Annotated in this window: 15 protein-coding genes; 14 read left to right on the top strand and 1 reads right to left on the bottom strand. The window is 39.9% G+C overall.

From position 1 onward, the window contains the following. The first annotated feature begins 24 nt into the window (after nt 1-24). The 14 genes from leuB to BM015_RS06920 all read left to right on the top strand — a co-directional run bounded on the left by leuB (nt 25) and on the right by BM015_RS06920 (nt 15,357). Nucleotides 25-1,146, top strand: a complete 1,122-nt coding sequence (gene leuB, locus BM015_RS06985; RefSeq protein WP_090656605.1) for a 3-isopropylmalate dehydrogenase — start codon at nt 25-27, stop codon at nt 1,144-1,146. A gap of 253 nt (nt 1,147-1,399) precedes the next feature. Beyond that, nucleotides 1,400-3,088 carry a dihydroxy-acid dehydratase gene (ilvD, locus tag BM015_RS06980; RefSeq protein ID WP_090656601.1) on the top strand — a complete coding sequence of 563 codons (1,689 nt, stop codon included), beginning with the start codon at nt 1,400-1,402 and terminating at the stop codon, nt 3,086-3,088. 115 nt (nt 3,089-3,203) lie between these two features. Next, complete coding sequence (locus BM015_RS06975; protein WP_090656598.1) at nt 3,204-3,689, top strand: DinB family protein; 486 nt, start codon at nt 3,204-3,206, stop codon at nt 3,687-3,689. A 72-nt stretch (nt 3,690-3,761) separates the two neighbouring features. Next, a complete protein-coding gene (gene ilvB / locus BM015_RS06970; protein ID WP_090656595.1) occupies nt 3,762-5,498 on the top strand; it encodes a biosynthetic-type acetolactate synthase large subunit in 1,737 nt (578 codons plus the stop codon). 80 nt (nt 5,499-5,578) lie between these two features. Then, complete coding sequence (gene ilvN / locus BM015_RS06965; RefSeq protein ID WP_090657094.1) at nt 5,579-6,166, top strand: acetolactate synthase small subunit; 588 nt, start codon at nt 5,579-5,581, stop codon at nt 6,164-6,166. Nucleotides 6,167-6,241: 75 nt separating this feature from the next. Beyond that, nucleotides 6,242-6,706, top strand: coding sequence for a DinB family protein (locus BM015_RS06960; protein ID WP_090656591.1), 465 nt, complete (start codon nt 6,242-6,244; stop codon nt 6,704-6,706). Nucleotides 6,707-6,759: 53 nt separating this feature from the next. Continuing rightward, the gene (locus BM015_RS06955) at nt 6,760-7,194 is read left to right on the top strand and encodes a glyoxalase superfamily protein (RefSeq protein WP_143075773.1); all 435 of its coding nucleotides are present in this window, start codon (nt 6,760-6,762) and stop codon (nt 7,192-7,194) included. Beyond that, nucleotides 7,187-9,358: an alpha-galactosidase gene (locus tag BM015_RS06950; RefSeq protein WP_090656588.1), complete on the top strand. Its 2,172-nt coding sequence runs from the start codon at nt 7,187-7,189 to the stop codon at nt 9,356-9,358. The genes BM015_RS06955 and BM015_RS06950 overlap by 8 nt, the downstream gene beginning before the upstream one ends. A 188-nt stretch (nt 9,359-9,546) precedes the next feature. Further along, complete coding sequence (gene ilvC / locus BM015_RS06945; RefSeq protein ID WP_090656584.1) at nt 9,547-10,599, top strand: ketol-acid reductoisomerase; 1,053 nt, start codon at nt 9,547-9,549, stop codon at nt 10,597-10,599. A 39-nt stretch (nt 10,600-10,638) separates the two neighbouring features. Further along, nucleotides 10,639-10,905, top strand: a complete 267-nt coding sequence (locus tag BM015_RS06940) for a DUF6364 family protein (RefSeq protein WP_218148449.1) — start codon at nt 10,639-10,641, stop codon at nt 10,903-10,905. After that, nucleotides 10,853-11,320, top strand: coding sequence for a type II toxin-antitoxin system VapC family toxin (locus tag BM015_RS06935; protein WP_177191837.1), 468 nt, complete (start codon nt 10,853-10,855; stop codon nt 11,318-11,320). The genes BM015_RS06940 and BM015_RS06935 overlap by 53 nt, the downstream gene beginning before the upstream one ends. Then, complete coding sequence (gene ilvA / locus BM015_RS06930) at nt 11,321-12,598, top strand: threonine ammonia-lyase IlvA (protein WP_090656578.1); 1,278 nt, start codon at nt 11,321-11,323, stop codon at nt 12,596-12,598. Between the two features lie 69 nt (nt 12,599-12,667). Continuing rightward, a complete protein-coding gene (locus BM015_RS06925) occupies nt 12,668-14,035 on the top strand; it encodes an APC family permease (RefSeq protein WP_090656572.1) in 1,368 nt (455 codons plus the stop codon). Nucleotides 14,036-14,325: 290 nt separating this feature from the next. Further along, nucleotides 14,326-15,357 carry a radical SAM/SPASM domain-containing protein gene (locus BM015_RS06920; RefSeq protein ID WP_090656569.1) on the top strand — a complete coding sequence of 344 codons (1,032 nt, stop codon included), beginning with the start codon at nt 14,326-14,328 and terminating at the stop codon, nt 15,355-15,357. A 14-nt stretch (nt 15,358-15,371) separates the two neighbouring features. On the opposite strand, the gene BM015_RS06915 is transcribed toward BM015_RS06920, so the two are convergent. Continuing rightward, nucleotides 15,372-16,217 (bottom strand): HAD-IIA family hydrolase, encoded by an 846-nt coding sequence (locus tag BM015_RS06915; protein ID WP_090656565.1) that lies wholly within the window; start codon nt 16,215-16,217, stop codon nt 15,372-15,374. Nucleotide 16,218 lies beyond the last annotated feature (1 nt).

Below are 16,218 nucleotides of genomic sequence, written 5' to 3'. Positions count from 1 at the left end.
CGCCGCGGCGGAGATGGATGCTTTATGCAAAAAAACATTACAGTAATCGAAGGCGACGGCATAGGGCCGGAAGTAACAAGGCAGTCAGTAAAAATATTGAATGCTATTGCCGCGCAATTCAATCATACATTTAATTACACCTATCATTTAATGGGTGCTGTGGCCATAGATAAAACGGGCAATCCATTACCTGATGAAACCATTGAAAGCTGTCTTAACAGCGACGCTGTTTTGTTCGGTGCAATCGGCCATCCAAAATATGATAACGACCCAACCGCTAAAGTTCGTCCTGAACAAGGTTTGCTGAAACTGAGAAAAAGTTTGCAGTTGTTTGCTAACATCCGCCCGGTAAATACTTATCCGGCGCTGCAGCATCTTGCTCCTTTAAAAGCTGAAAAGTTAGAAGGTGTTGACTTTATCATCTTTCGTGAATTAACCGGCGGCATTTATTTTGGTAAGAAAGAATTAAGTGAAGATGGAACCAAAGCCAGTGATGATTGTGTTTATACAACACCAGAAATTGAACGCATTGCACACCTTGCATTTCAATATGCACAAAAGCCGGAGCGCAGGAAAAAATTAACGCTGGTTGATAAAGCAAATGTGCTGGAAACATCAAGGCTTTGGAGAAAAGTGGTGCAGGAAATTTCAAAGCAATATCCTGATGTTGCCGTTGATTACATGTTTGTTGATAATGCTTCCATGCAGATAATGCTCAACCCCAAGCAATTTGATATTGTGCTTACAGAAAATATGTTTGGCGATATAATCAGTGATGAAGCCAGTGTGTTAAGCGGCTCGCTTGGCTTATTGCCTTCGGCTTCTGTTGGAACAGGAACAGTTTTATTTGAACCGATTCACGGCTCTTATCCACAGGCTGCCGGAAAAGATATTGCCAATCCTTTAGGTTCTATTTTATCTGCCGCCATGATGCTGGAACATTTCGGTTTGTCAACTGAAGCAGCATTAGTGCGTGAAGCTGTTAAATGGACATTGGAAAATGGGTTTGTATCAAAAGATATTGAGCCTGTGAATTTTTATTTCACTTCAACCATCGGCGACCTCATAAGTGATTATGTAAAATCAACTGATCATGAAAGGATCAATGTTGAGAATGTGCAATTAAGAAAGTCAACAATTATATAAGTGATTATATATTTTATTTAAAAGTTCTTTGGATAATTGAAAGGCGGTTATATATTTGTTCAACATCATCACAAAACATGTTGAACAGAATAATCAATAACATCACTAATAACAGCGTCATAATTATTGTCGTTGTCATTATTATTTCTGTTACAGGAGGTGGTGTTTAATTTATAAAAAATAAATGATTATAAAAACCCGCCTCCGCTCAGAGGCGGGTTTTTTATTTAGATAAGATTTATACAAAAAAACAATGGCAGAACTAAACAAGTATTCTAAAACGTTAACGCAGGATCCAACGCAGCCTGCTGCCCAGGCAATGTATTATGCTATTGGGTTTAAAGAAGAAGATTTTAAGAAAGCCCAGGTGGGTGTTGTAAGTATGGGCTGGGATGGCAACCCCTGCAACATGCATTTGAATGATTTTGCAACCCGTGTAAAAGACAGTGTAAATAAAGTTGATGGTTTACTGGGTTTACGTTTTTATACGATTGGCGTAAGCGATGGTATAAGCATGGGTACTGATGGTATGCGTTACAGTTTGGTAAGCCGCGATGTAATTGCCGACAGTATTGAAACCAATGCAGGCGCACAATATTATGACGCTATTGTTGCAATACCTGGTTGCGATAAAAACATGCCTGGTTGCATAATGGCAATGGGAAGACTGAACCGCCCTTCCATTATGTTATATGGCGGCACCATTGAACCCGGCCATTACAAAGGACAAAACGATTTAAACATAGTTTCTGCATTTGAGGCATTAGGCCAGAAGATAGCAGGCAACTTAAGTGAAGAAGATTTCAAGGGCATTGTTCGTCACGCCTGCCCCGGTGCCGGCGCCTGTGGCGGCATGTACACTGCAAATACCATGGCAAGCGCTATAGAGGCGATGGGCATGAGTTTGCCTTATTCATCAAGCAATCCTGCATTAAGTGAAGCAAAACAAAAAGAATGCGATTCAGTTGGTGAAGCCATTAAATTATTGCTTGAAAAAGATATCAAGCCAAGAGATATTATGACGCGTAAGGCGTTTGAAAATGCCATTACAGTTGTGATGGTGCTGGGCGGAAGCACAAATGCAGTTTTGCATTTGATTGCTGTGGCAAAAAGCGTGGGCGTTGATTTAACAGTTGATGATTTTCAAAAGATAAGCGATAAAGTGCCTATGCTGGCAGATTTCAAGCCAAGCGGTAAATATATGATGGCGGACCTGCATCAATATGGCGGCGTACCTGCAGTAATGAAGTACTTATTGAGCAAAGGCCTGTTACATGGCGATTGTTTAACGGTAACCGGCAAAACCGTTGCAGAGAATTTAAAGGATGCACCGGATCTTGATTTTGAAAAGCAGGATATTTTAATGCCGCTGGAAAAACCGCTCAAAGCAACAGGTCACTTACAAATTTTATATGGCAATCTTGCTGAAAAAGGAAGTGTTGCAAAAATTACCGGTAAAGAAGGCGAGCGCTTTGAAGGCACAGCACGTGTGTTTGAAGGCGAAGCGCATTTGATAGAAGGTTTGCAAAGCAAACGCGTGCATGCAGGCGATGTAGTGGTGATACGTGGCATCGGCCCCAAAGGAGCGCCGGGCATGCCTGAAATGCTGAAGCCAACAGGCGCCATTATTGGCGCAGGTTTAGGTAAAAGCGTTGCATTAATAACAGATGGAAGATTCAGCGGCGGCACTCATGGTTTTGTGGTAGGCCATATTACACCGGAAGCACATGAAGGCGGTCTGATTGGTTTGGTTGAAGACAATGATATAATTGAAATTGATGCCATCAATAACACGCTTACTTTAAAAGTGAGTGAAGAAGAAATTGCTAAGCGCAAAGCTGCATGGAAGCAGCCTGCATTAAAAGCAACAAGCGGTGTTCTTTATAAATATGCAAAAAGTGTAAAAACAGCAAGTGAAGGTTGTGTTACGGATGAAGCGTAAATCTGTTTGAACAATGATTCTGTGGAGTTAGAATGATTGGAAGATTTAATATGCTCTGTGGAGCCTCCGGACCTCGCAGGATTATGCACCACGTCTCTGACTTGTAAAATAAACAATGACGAAACAATATTTTATAGAATTAGCTGAATACAATTTATGGGCAAATAATATGGTTTGTGGCTGGCTTGAAAATATTTCTGATGAACAATGGAATCAATCAATCACCAGCAGTTTTAACAGCATACAGGAAACGGTTTTACATATCATCAGCGCAGAAAATACATGGCTGCAAAGGTTTAGGAAAGAACCGGTGAAATGGTTGCAGTCAACATATAAAGGCACAAAAGAAGAACATATAGCACTTTGGAAGAAAACATCAGAAGCTTTCAAATTATTTGTTGAAAATTTTAATGAAATGGAACTTACTAAAAACCTTGATTTTAAAAGATTGAACGGCACTGCTTATTCAATGCCTTTTTACCAGTTGTTTGCACATGTCGTCAATCATGCAACATACCACCGCGGTCAACTGGTGACTATGTTGCGGCAATCAGGATTTGCAAATGTTGGCTCAACAGATTTGCTGGGCTATTACAGGTAACAGCAGTATTAAATTTTGAAATATATCTCACAATAAAACCCACTGGCTGGGTTCACAATAAAAAATGTTTTTATGGAAACACTTGAATTAATAAAAGAAGAAACCACTGCATCAAAAGTTGAGAATATTAGCGGAAGCGAGGCGGTAATGAGAGCATTGATTGCAGAAGGTGTGGAAACCATTTTTGGTTATCCGGGCGGCGCTATCATGCCTATTTACGATGCGCTGTTTGATCACGACGAAACATTAAAGCACATACTCGTGCGCCACGAACAGGGCGCCATTCATGCGGCGCAGGGCTTTGCACGCACCAGCGGTAAAACAGGTGTTGTATTTGCAACCAGCGGCCCCGGCGCCACAAATCTTGTAACCGGTCTTGCCGATGCACAGATTGATTCTACGCCTGTTGTTTGCATTACAGGCCAGGTGTTTGCACACCTGCTTGGCACCGATGCTTTCCAGGAAACAGATGTAATAAATATTACGACGCCCATTACCAAATGGAATTACCAGGTTACCGATGCAAACGAAATTCCTTCAGCGCTGGCAAAGGCTTTTTACATCGCGTCCAGTGGAAGGCCGGGGCCGGTACTTATTGATATTACCAAGAATGCGCAGGTGCAAAAATTTGATTTTGCAGGGTATAAAAAATGCGATCACATACGCAGCTATCGCCCAAAGCCAATTGTTCGCAAAGAATATATTGAAGAAGCAGCAAAACTCATTAATGAAGCAAAAAAGCCATTCGTGCTTTTTGGGCAAGGTATAATTCTTGGCCAGGCTGAAAATGAATTTAAAGCTTTCATTGAAAAAGCAGGTATTCCATCTGCATGGACGATACTTGGTTTGAGTGCTTTGCCAACTGATCATCCTTTAAACGTTGGTATGCTGGGCATGCATGGCAACTATGGCCCGAATGTGTTAACTAATGAATGTGATGTACTCATTGCAATAGGCATGCGTTTCGACGACCGCGTTACCGGCCGCCTGGATAAATATGCAAAACAGGCAAAGATTATTCACCTGGATATTGATCCTGCAGAAATTGATAAGAATGTAAAAGCAACCGTTCCGGTTTGGGGCGATTGTAAAGAAACACTGCCCTTGTTAACGGAACTGGTTGACAGGAAGGAACATAAAGAATGGCTTCAGAAATTTAGAGAACATACAAAGCAGGAAGAAGAAATTGTTATTGAAAAAGAAATGCACCCTTCCGGTGAAGAAATGAGTATGGCAGAAGTGGTTGATGTATTGAATGAATTAACGGGCGGCAATGCGGTTATCGTAACCGACGTTGGCCAGCACCAGATGGTGGGCTGCCGTTATGCAAAATTTAATCAGTCAAAAAGCAATGTAACATCCGGCGGTTTGGGCACAATGGGTTTTGGTCTGCCGGCAGCTATCGGGGCAAAATATGGTGCGCCTGAAAGAGAAGTTGTTGCTATTATTGGCGATGGCGGTTTTCAAATGACGTTGCAGGAAATGGGAACTATTATGCAGTATGGTGCAGCCGTAAAGATTCTTATACTCAATAATAATTTCTTAGGCATGGTGCGCCAGTGGCAGGAACTCTTCAATGCAAAAAGATATTCTTTCGTTGACATTCAAAGCCCCGATTTTGTAACCATTGCAAAAGGTTATGGCATTGAAGGTAAATCAATCAATAGCAGGAAAGATTTAAAAGCTGCCTTACAGCAAATGCTCGATCATAAAGGTTCTTATCTGCTTGAAGTAATGGTTGGAAAAGAGAATAATGTATTTCCTATGGTGCCACAGGGTTGCAGCGTAGCAGAGATAAGATTGAAATAATTTTAATTCAGAAGCCAAAATTAAAAAGTAAAAAAAGATACGTCTTTGAGTTTTGGCTTTTAACTTTTGAATTTTTAAAAATGAAACAGGAATTCACCATAACAGTTTATACAGAAAACCAGATTGGTTTACTGAACAGGATTGCTATCATCTTCACCAGGAGAAAAATTAATATTGATAGTTTAAACACGTCACCCACGGAAGTTGATACCGTACACCGTTTTACTATTGTAATTAATGAAACGGAAGATGTAGTGCGCAAACTTTGCCGCCAGATTGAAAAACAGGTGGAAGTATTAAAAGCCTATTACAATACAAACGATGAAATTATATGGCAGGAAATGGCTTTGTATAAAGTACCTACCGATGTAATTGCAGAAAAAGCAAAAGTAGAAAGGTTGCTGCGTGAGAGAGGCGCCCGTGTTGTAGCAATACGCCAGGATTATACTGTATTTGAAACGAGCGGTCACCGCGAAGAAATTGAAGGCCTGATAAAAGCGCTGGAACAGTATAGCCTGATTGAATTTGTGCGTACTGCCCGTATTGCTATTATTAAAGACAGCAAAGGCTTTCATGCAAAACTAAAAGAATTTGAAAGCGAGCAACCGGCAGAAGAATTAGTAGAGAATGAATTTTTAAACCAGCAGGATAAAGTTTTTAGCATGTAATGTAATTTAATTGCGAAGCCTTCAGGCTTCGCAATTTTATGTACCTGTGTTAATCCAAAAAAAATTTAATAATATATGCCCGATAACGTATTTAAATATATCAAAAGAAACAGGGAGCTTTTTTTAGAATTGGTTAATGGCTTAACTATTGAACAACTTAATAAAATTCCGGAAGGATTTAATAATAATATCGCCTGGAATTTTGGGCATATTGTTGTAAGCACACAGGCTTTGTGTTATGTGCGCCCTAATGTAAAACCTGATATTGAAATACGTTTTGCAGCAAAATATCAGAAAGGTTCAAAGCCGGAAAGTTTTATACCGCAGGAAGAGATTGATGCATTAAAGCAATTGCTTCTTTCTACAATTAATACCATTGAAGCAGATGTAAAGCAGGGCGTATTTGAAAAAATTACACCTTATGCAACGGCAACGTATAAGTATGAAATGAATACAATTGAAGAAATTCTTACAGCCATACTGGCGCACGAGTCATTGCATTATGGTTATGCTTTGGCGCAAAGAAAACTGGTTGTATAAAGTGAGTGTTGAATGGCCAGTTGTGAGTTACTGGCCACTCGCATACAAAATAAATGAGGATTGATTTTTTAAATACTGTGCAATGCTTCCCTTTAGGGGATGGAGCCCTGGGGACGGCTAAAGTAATTCCCGTGCTGCGCATTTTTGATTACAACAAAGCCATTGAATTTTATGTGGACTGGCTTGGATTTAAAGTTGAATGGGAGCATCATTTTGAAGAAAATACGCCGGTGTATATGGAAGTTACAAAAGACAATATTACACTTCATTTAAGTGAACATCATGGCGATGGAACGCCCGGAACGCATGTGTTTATATGGTGCGAGGGTGTGAAAGCATATCATGAGGAACTCATCGGTAAAAAATATAAATACAACAGGCCGGGCCTTGAAGAAACATTTTACGGCGCACTGGCTTTTACGGTGAACGATCCGTTCAATAACAAAATCTCATTTAATCAAAAACTTCATACCAAAACCAATGAATAAGCTGCTTTCCAATATATTGTTTTCTTGTTTTCTTGCTTTGTTTGCTATAACCGGAAATGCACAAAACATCGTCATCCAGACACAAAGCACTTCCCTTGCATTACGTGTAAATAATAATAAACAATTGCAACAGCTCTATTTTGGTAATCGTTTTTCCGATACTTCGGCTTATTCATCTTTTAATATGGCAAGAACACCTGCTTTTCCAACAGCGGGCATCAATTATAATAATGAACCTGCCATGCAGGTGCAGCATGCTGATGGCAATATTTCCTTGCAATTGAATTATGTGGATCATTCAATAGAAAAACCAAATGATGATGTTACCATCACACATATCAATTTAAAAGACCCGGTTTATCCTTTTTATGTAACGCTCAATTTTGCGGCTTATAATAAGGAGAATATAATTGAAGAATGGACAAGCATTCATCACGAAGAAAAAGTGCCGGTAACTTTAATGCGTTATGCATCTTCATTCATTAGTTTGAATGATAATAACTTTTACCTCACACATTTTTATGGCGACTGGGCCAGCGAAATGCAGTTTGAAGAAACAAAACTGCCCGGTGGTATCTTTAATATCCAATCTAAATTAGGTACAAGGGCAACTAATTCTGAGTTGCCTTCATTCATGCTTTCCCCGGGTGAACCTGCACAGGAAAATGAGGGCGATGTGTTTGCCGGCTCGCTGGCATGGAGCGGAAATTTCAACCTGCAATTCGAGAATATTCAATACGGGCGCAGCGGCGGTTCTTTAAAAATTATTCCGGGCATTAATGCTTATGCCTCCAACTATTTATTAAAGCCAAAAGAAACATTTAATACACCGCATTTCATCTTTACTTATACATCAAATGGTAGGGGACAGGCCAGCCGTAATTTACATGCATGGGCTTTGAAATATGGTGTTTGGAATGGCTATCAAACCAGGCAAACTTTACTCAACAACTGGGAGGCAACTTATTTCAATTTTACACAAGACACTTTAGTAAACTTGTTTGATGGTGCAAAAAAAATTGGCGTTGATTTATTCTTATTGGATGACGGATGGTTTGGTAACAACCATCCCCGCCATGCAGATACAGCAGGCCTTGGCGACTGGCAGGCGAATAAAAAAATATTGCCTGATGGTATTGGGTACTTAGTGAAAAATGCAGAAGCGAAAGGCATTCATTTTGGTATATGGATTGAACCTGAAATGGTAAACCCGAAAAGCGATTTATATGAGCAACATCCTGACTGGATTTTAAAATTACCCAACCGGCCTGAAGACCTTTCGCGCAACCAGTTGGTACTCGATCTTACCAATCCTAAAGTGCAGGATTTTGTATATGGGGTGCTGCATAATTTACTTACGGAAAACCCCGGTATTGCGTACATAAAATGGGATTGTAACCGCCCGATGACGAATGCCTACAGCCAGTACCTCGGCGCAAATCAGCAGGCATTATATGTTGATTATGCAAACGGCTTGTATAATGTTTTGCAGCGGGTGCGTAAAGAATTTCCAAAGCTTGAAATGATGTTATGTTCGGGTGGCGGTGGCCGTGCAGAATATGGCGCATTGAAATATTTCAATGAATTTTGGGCAAGTGATAATACCGATGCTGTTGAAAGAATTTTTATGCAATGGGGTTACACTTACTTTTTCCCGGCAGCTACAATATGCGCACATGTTACCAACTGGGGAAAGCAAAGTTTGAAATATAAAATTGATGTTGCCATGCAGGGCAAGCTCGGCTTTGACATAAAAGTGAATGACCTGAGCGATAAGGAAATTACATTCTGCAAAACAGCAGTTGATAACTATAAGCGTTTGCAAAGCGTAATTAACTATGGTAGTTTATATCGTTTAATCGCACCGTATAATAACAGTGCTGCATCGCTAATGTTTGTTGACAGCACTAAACAAAAAGCAGTGGTTTTTGCTTACAACATGTACACAAAAATGGGCGACCAGTTTCAAAATATAAAAATGAATGGCCTTGATGCGGCTAAACAATATGTGGTAAAAGAAATAAACCTGGAAGATGACAATCGCCCTGCTTTCAGGCAAAGCGGCAAAACATTCAGCGGTGAATTTTTAATGAACGAAGGGTTAAACTGGTATTTACGCGGTTCATTGCAAAGTTCAATTTTGGAATTAACTGAAGTTAATTAAGAAGAAATTATGTTACCGGCTATAGAATATAAATTAAGCTTCCGTTGTGTCACTCCCTTGTACTGCAGCAATGCTGTTCAGCGCTTAATGCTGAACAGTAAAATAAAAGCAGCAACTTGCGGCGCGATCAATCAGTAATAAACAGAAAAACAATTTCAAATTCTCAAATCATCAAATTCTCAAATTAAATGGCAAAACTAAATTTTGGCGGAGTAGAAGAAAACGTAGTAACACGTGAAGAATTTCCGCTTAGTAAAGCACAGGAAATTTTAAAAAATGAAACTGTTGCAGTAATAGGCTACGGTGTGCAAGGCCCGGGCCAGGCATTAAACCAGCGTGATAATGGCATTAACGTAATTGTTGGCCAGCGCAAAAATTCCAAAACATGGGATAAAGCAGTTGCCGATGGTTTTGTGCCCGGCGAAACTTTATTTGAAATTGAAGAAGCATTGGAAAAAGGTACCATTATTTGTTACCTGCTGAGCGATGCCGCACAAATTGAATTATGGCCAACTGTAAAAAAACATTTAACGGCGGGCAAAGCATTATATTTCTCTCATGGTTTTGGTATAACTTTTAATGAACAAACAGGCATCATTCCTCCGGCTGATGTGGATGTGTTTTTAGTAGCGCCAAAGGGTTCAGGCACATCGTTAAGAAGAATGTTTTTACAGGGCCGTGGTTTAAACAGTTCTTATGCTATTTACCAGGACGCCACAGGTAAAGCAAAAGACCGTGTAATTGCTCTGGGCATTGCTGTAGGCAGCGGTTATTTGTTTGAAACAGATTTCAGGAAAGAGGTATTCAGCGACCTTACCGGTGAACGCGGTACATTAATGGGCGCCATACAAGGCATATTTGCTGCGCAATACCAGGTGTTACGTGACAAAGGCCATTCACCTTCTGAAGCATTCAATGAAACCGTTGAAGAATTAACGCAATCGTTAATGCCACTGGTTGCGGAAAATGGTATGGACTGGATGTATGCCAACTGTTCAACTACAGCACAACGCGGTGCATTGGACTGGTGGAAAAAATTCCGTGATGCAACAGCGCCCGTATTTAAAGAGTTATATGAAAGTGTAGCAACAGGTAAAGAAAGCCAGCGTTCAATAGACAGCAATTCACAACCGGATTACCGCGAAAAATTAAATGAAGAATTAAAGGAATTACGCGAAAGCGAAATGTGGCAGGCTGGTAAAACGGTTAGAAGCTTAAGGCCGGAAAATCAGAATGTGTAATTGTTATAATTAACTTGTAAATACGCATAAATTTATTTTATGCGTATTTTTACATTTATGAAAACGAGATTGAATTTAACCATTGATGAAGATTTGCTTAAGAATGTAAAGCTGTATGCCGACAGGAATAATGAAAGTATTTCTAATTTGGTAGAAGAATACTTTGAAACTATTGTAAAGAAGCCAAAACAGAAATCTTTATTAGATGTTTTGGATGAATTGCCTAAGCCAAAAGAAATTTATCCGAAGGATTTTGATTTTAAAGAAGAATATTATAAAGAAAGGGCAAAGAAGTATGGCTTTTAGAATTATGCTTGACTCCAATATAATTCTTGACCTTTCTCTGCAACGGTCAGATGATTTGGAAGATCTTAAGTCAATTTATAGAAAAATTATCGAGGGTGAGTTCAGGTGTTATTCAACAACTTCAATTATTCATACATGCGCTCACTTTTTAATTAAGTCTGTTAAGCTTCAAATTGCAAAAGAAATTCTTCTGAGTTTATTGGTTAATGTAAAAATAATTGAAGCAAACCATGATCTTGTAAAAGATGCAATACAATCTGGATTTATTGATATAGAAGATGCGCTTCAATATTATACAGCACTCCATCATAAAGTTGACTGCGTTTTATCAAGAGATAAAAAATTCATCAAAGCTGCAAAGCCACAATTGCCTGTTTATGACCCTGCAACTTTTATAAAAAAATTTATGAATTAAATGAGCACAATAACCGATACAAAGCCCGCCTTTGACTTTCAGGCGGCTGCCCTGCGATTAAAAAATGTGGCCATAAAAACGCCATTGCAATACAACCGTAATCTTTCTAAAAAATATAAATGCAATGTTTATTTAAAGCGGGAAGATTTGCAGGTAGTGCGTTCTTACAAACTGCGCGGCGCTTATAACATGATGAAAAGCTTGCCGGCGGAACAGCTTGCAAATGGCGTAGTGTGTGCAAGCGCGGGCAATCATGCGCAAGGCTTCGCTTATAGTTGTAAAAAACTCAATGTGCATGGCGTTGTATTCATGCCTGTGATTACGCCCAATCAAAAGATCAATCAAACAAAAATGTTTGGCGAAGACAATATTGAAATAAAACTGGTGGGCGATAATTATGATGAATGTGCAGCAGCGGCCAAGGAATTTACGAAAGCCAATAATATGACCTTTGTTCATCCCTTTGATGACCCGCGTGTAATGGAAGGCCAGGCAACTGTGGGAATGGAAATACTGGAACAAATAGATAGCGCTCCTTCAGGCGAAGCTGGCATTGATTATTTGTTTGTACCTGTGGGCGGCGGTGGCCTTGCTTCGGGCGTTGGCACTTATTTTAAAACCTATTCGCCCAAAACAAAAGTTATTGGTGTTGAACCAGAAGGCTCTCCTTCCATGTACAAAGCCTTTCGCGAAGGTCATCCCGTTACATTAACAACTATAGATACTTTTGTTGATGGAGCCGCGGTAAAGCGTTCAGGTGATCTTAGCTATAAAATTTGTAAAGAAGTGTTGGATGACCTGCACCTTTCACCTGAAGGAAAAGTTTGTTCAACCATTTTACAATTATATACGCAGGATGCCATTGTTGCCGAACCTGCCGGCGCTTTAACGGTGAGTGCATTAAGCGATTATGCCAGTGAAATAAAAGGCAAAAACGTTGTTTGCGTGGTTAGCGGCGGTAATAATGATATTGACCGCATGAATGAAATAAAAGAACGGTCACTGCAGTATGAAGGCTTAAAACATTATTTTCTTATTCGCTTTGCACAACGCCCCGGAGCTTTAAAGGAATTCGTTAATAATGTGCTTGGCCCTGATGATGATATCACCCGTTTTGAATATATGCAGAAGCATAACAAAGAAACCGGCCCGGCATTGGTTGGCATAGAATTAAAAAGAAAAGAAGATTACAAGGCGCTGTTATCAAACCTTAAGAAATTCAATATTAATTATACAGAGCTGAAAAAGGATGACAACATGTTTGGCTATGTAGTATGACCCCTTCAACGTGTAAACTTGTTTTAGCTTGTAAAGCTTTTGCAGCCAGTTTTATTTACATTTACCTGCATGAAGGATAAGCAGAAGCTTTCACTGTTCGATATTACAATAATTGCTATTGGCCTCGTAGTAGGCATGGGTATTTTTAGAACAGCAAAAGATGCCGCTGCTGCGTCCACATCTCCCGCAATGTATTTTGGCGTTTGGATATTAGGCGGTTTAATTGCGATATGCGGAGCGCTTACTTATGCGGAAATTGGTTCCCGTTATCCGGTAACCGGAGGCTATTATAAAATATTTGCCGTTTGTTATCATCCTTCGCTTGCCTTTGGCATTAATTGCATTATTCTTATATCAAATGCTGCATCGCTTTCCGGTGTTGCGCTTATTGGCAGTGAATATATTGCCCCCCTTATTTTTGAAAGCCCCACAGCATTTAATGAAGCCATGCTGGCCATTGCGGCTATTGTAATATTTTATGGCGTTAATCTCATGGGGTTGCGCATGAGCTCAAACACACAGAATGTTCTTATGATCATTAAGCTGTGTTTGATACTCGTTTTAATTGCCGCACTTTTCTTTCCGCAGTTATACCATGTAAACACAGAAAGTATTGCTTCAGCAACCACTGCCGTTTCAACCAATAATATTTTGCTTTTTGGGGTTGCTTTAAAAGCCGTCTCATTTACTTATGGCGGCTATCAGCAAACCATCAATTTTGGGGAAGAAGTGCATAACCCGCAAAAGAATTTGCCACGTGGTATTGTCATGGGAATTATTACAATCATCACATTATATCTCTGTGTAAATTACTCTTATTATAAGATCATCGGTTTTGAAGAATTAAAATCTACAAAAAGCATTGCGGCTATTGTTGCAGAAAAAATGTTTGGCGCTGCGGGTGGCTATACAATTTCCATATTATTATTTCTTGCCGTGCTGGCGTATGTAAATGTTTTATTGCTCAGCAACCCGCGTGTAATGTATGCTATGAGCATGGATGGCATTTTACCAAAAGCTTTTAAAAAGAAAGAAGAAAAGAAAGATGTGCTTACGGTAAGCCTCAGCGTGTTTGCCGGCATCTGCGTTATTGTTTTATTTTTTGCAGACAGGTTCGAGCAAATACTCAGCTTCACCATATTTTTAGACAGCATTGGTATGGCCACTTCAGCCGGTGCTATTTTCATTTTGCGCAAACGCACCAAACATCTTGATAACACCGGCATTTATAAAATGCGACTGTACCCCGTGCTGCCTGTTATCTTTATACTTGCTTATATATTTGTAGGTACCGTTATCGCCATAACTAATCCCGAATATGCTGTAACAGGCATTAGCGTATTAACGGTTTTTATTATACTGTATTTTATCTTTCGTAAAAAAGGAAATAACAATAATAATTTTTCGGATGCTGATTTACTAAAAGAAGAAATATGATTTTTTGGTGACCAGCAACAGAACAGGTGGCATCTTCCTTGCGTCGCAACACTTGTACTGCATGTTTTCATGGCAGCAAAAAAACCGTTGTTTAAACAGGAAGCTGCAATTCCATCGGAATCGGGGACCCAACCTGATGACTTGAAATCATGCGTTCTTTCGTTCTGTGGCCAGGCCGCTGCGCGGGCCGGCCGCATGTAAGCCTGCCCCCGTACGTTCCTAATTATGACATGCCGCTGACTTTATAAACATTTCATTAATGCCGCATGTTGTACTTTTACATTCTTTTTATGGCATATTTTAACTGGAACGATACCAAAAACCTTTTTTCGAAACTAACCTTTCGCCGCGTTTTTAATGCTGCTAAAGTGGTTTCGAGCTACCAGTTGAGCAAACTGTTGAAAAGGCCCGTACAATGGGGTTACCCAATTTCTATTTCCTTTGAGCCCACTACTTCCTGCAACCTGCGTTGCCCTGAATGCCCGAGTGGTTTACGCGCTTTTACAAGGCCAACCGGCATGCTGAAAAAAGATTTTTTCAGGCAGACTATTGATGAAATTCATAAAGAGCTTTTATACCTTATTTTCTATTTCCAGGGCGAACCTTTTTTGAACCCGGACTTTCTTGACATGGTAAAATATGCGCACGATAAAGGTATTTATACGGCCACCTCAACCAATGCGCATTTCCTTACCGACGAAAAAGCCAAACGTACAGTTGAAAGCGGCCTCGACCGTTTGATTATTTCCATTGACGGCACCACGCAGGATGTGTATAAACAATACCGTGTTGGCGGTAATCTTGAAAAAGTATTGGCAGGCGCACGGAATATTGTGAAATGGAAAAAAGAACTCAACAGCAAAACACCGTTTGTTTTCTTCCAGTTTTTGGTGGTAAAACCAAACGAGCACCAGATAGAAGATATAAAACGTCTTGCCAAAGAAATTGGTGTGGACCAGGTGCGTTTTAAAACAGCACAGATATATGATTATGAAAACGACCCGCATAATCTTATTCCGACTATTGATAAATACAGCCGTTACCGCAAGGATAAAAATGGTGTTATGCAAAGCAAAAGCGGCATGAAAAACCATTGCTGGAAACTGCACCACGCCAATGTAATAACATGGGATGGTATGGTTGTGCCTTGTTGTTTTGATAAAGATGCCATGCACCGTTTAGGCAATTTAAGTACGCAGTCGTTTAAAGAAGTTTGGCACAACGATAACTACAAACAATTTCGCAGCGAGCTAATGAAAAGCCGTAAGAACATTGATATCTGCGCCAACTGCAGTGAAGGCTTAACGGTTTGGGAAGATTAATCAGCCTTTCAAGCTTACGTTAATATAGATTCACAGATGTAATCTGGAATAATGCCTGAAGATCGTATTTGCAGCGGAGCATCTTCCCTGCTCGTGTTGCCCGAAAGCACCAGCGTTGTTTTTACACCAAATTTATTACCGCCAAGTATATCAGCCTGCAAAGTATCGCCCACCATTAATATCTCACTCCTGTTATAATTACCTGTTGAATTCAATTCATCATAGGCATAAATAAACATTTGGGAATCGGGTTTGCCAAAATGGATAAATTTTCTGTCGAGCATATTTTCAATGAGCTTGGCTATGCCGCCTGTGCCAACTGCTACCTCATTTTTTGAAACAGGATAAAACTTATCGGAGTTGGCAACAATTACAGGCAGGTTTTTATGGCGCAACAGGTTTACAGTTTTGGTAATATCCGTATTCCAGTCAAAGCCCTCATCATCTAAAAAAACCAGTGCACTTATATCATCTAAATTTCTCAAATCAATATCACGTAACGGTATATGTTCAAGGCCGGATTGCAAAATGTAATGAGCAGAATTTTCGGTGCCCAGGTATGCTATTTTGCCATTCGTTATTTTTTGTTCAAGAAACTGCTTCGCCATCATTCCCGAAGTAATAATTTCATGTTCCTGTATATCGTGCAATCCAAGCCTGTGAAAGCTTTCAGCCTGCTGCAACTGGCTGCGTGAAGCATCATTGGTTAACACGCGGATAATAATATCCCTGCTGCGCAAAAAATCAATCGTGTGGCGCACGCCATGAATTAAGCCATTGTAATTTTTTAATACGCCATACGAATCGAGAAACACTACTTTAAATTGTTCTGCAATTGAAAGGAATGATTGTATCTGCATG

Source organism: Parafilimonas terrae, assembly GCF_900115755.1.
Lineage (GTDB): Bacteria > Bacteroidota > Bacteroidia > Chitinophagales > Chitinophagaceae > Parafilimonas > Parafilimonas terrae.
This window is presented reverse-complemented; position numbering and strand designations above follow the sequence as displayed.

Bases quoted from the DNA above. Each gene is read 5' to 3' on its own strand.
- ilvB (WP_090656595.1), top strand. From the start codon at position 3,762: ATGGAAACACTTGAATTAATAAAAGAAGAAACCACTGCATCAAAAGTT.
- BM015_RS06940 (WP_218148449.1), top strand. From the start codon at position 10,639: ATGCGTATTTTTACATTTATGAAAACGAGATTGAATTTAACCATTGAT.
- BM015_RS06960 (WP_090656591.1), top strand. From the start codon at position 6,242: ATGCCCGATAACGTATTTAAATATATCAAAAGAAACAGGGAGCTTTTT.
- BM015_RS06955 (WP_143075773.1), top strand. From the start codon at position 6,760: ATGAGGATTGATTTTTTAAATACTGTGCAATGCTTCCCTTTAGGGGAT.
- BM015_RS06975 (WP_090656598.1), top strand. From the start codon at position 3,204: ATGACGAAACAATATTTTATAGAATTAGCTGAATACAATTTATGGGCA.
- ilvN (WP_090657094.1), top strand. From the start codon at position 5,579: ATGAAACAGGAATTCACCATAACAGTTTATACAGAAAACCAGATTGGT.
- ilvC (WP_090656584.1), top strand. From the start codon at position 9,547: ATGGCAAAACTAAATTTTGGCGGAGTAGAAGAAAACGTAGTAACACGT.
- BM015_RS06915 (WP_090656565.1), bottom strand. From the start codon at position 16,217: ATGCAGATACAATCATTCCTTTCAATTGCAGAACAATTTAAAGTAGTG.
- ilvD (WP_090656601.1), top strand. From the start codon at position 1,400: ATGGCAGAACTAAACAAGTATTCTAAAACGTTAACGCAGGATCCAACG.
- BM015_RS06950 (WP_090656588.1), top strand. From the start codon at position 7,187: ATGAATAAGCTGCTTTCCAATATATTGTTTTCTTGTTTTCTTGCTTTG.
- ilvA (WP_090656578.1), top strand. From the start codon at position 11,321: ATGAGCACAATAACCGATACAAAGCCCGCCTTTGACTTTCAGGCGGCT.
- leuB (WP_090656605.1), top strand. From the start codon at position 25: ATGCAAAAAAACATTACAGTAATCGAAGGCGACGGCATAGGGCCGGAA.
- BM015_RS06920 (WP_090656569.1), top strand. From the start codon at position 14,326: ATGGCATATTTTAACTGGAACGATACCAAAAACCTTTTTTCGAAACTA.
- BM015_RS06925 (WP_090656572.1), top strand. From the start codon at position 12,668: ATGAAGGATAAGCAGAAGCTTTCACTGTTCGATATTACAATAATTGCT.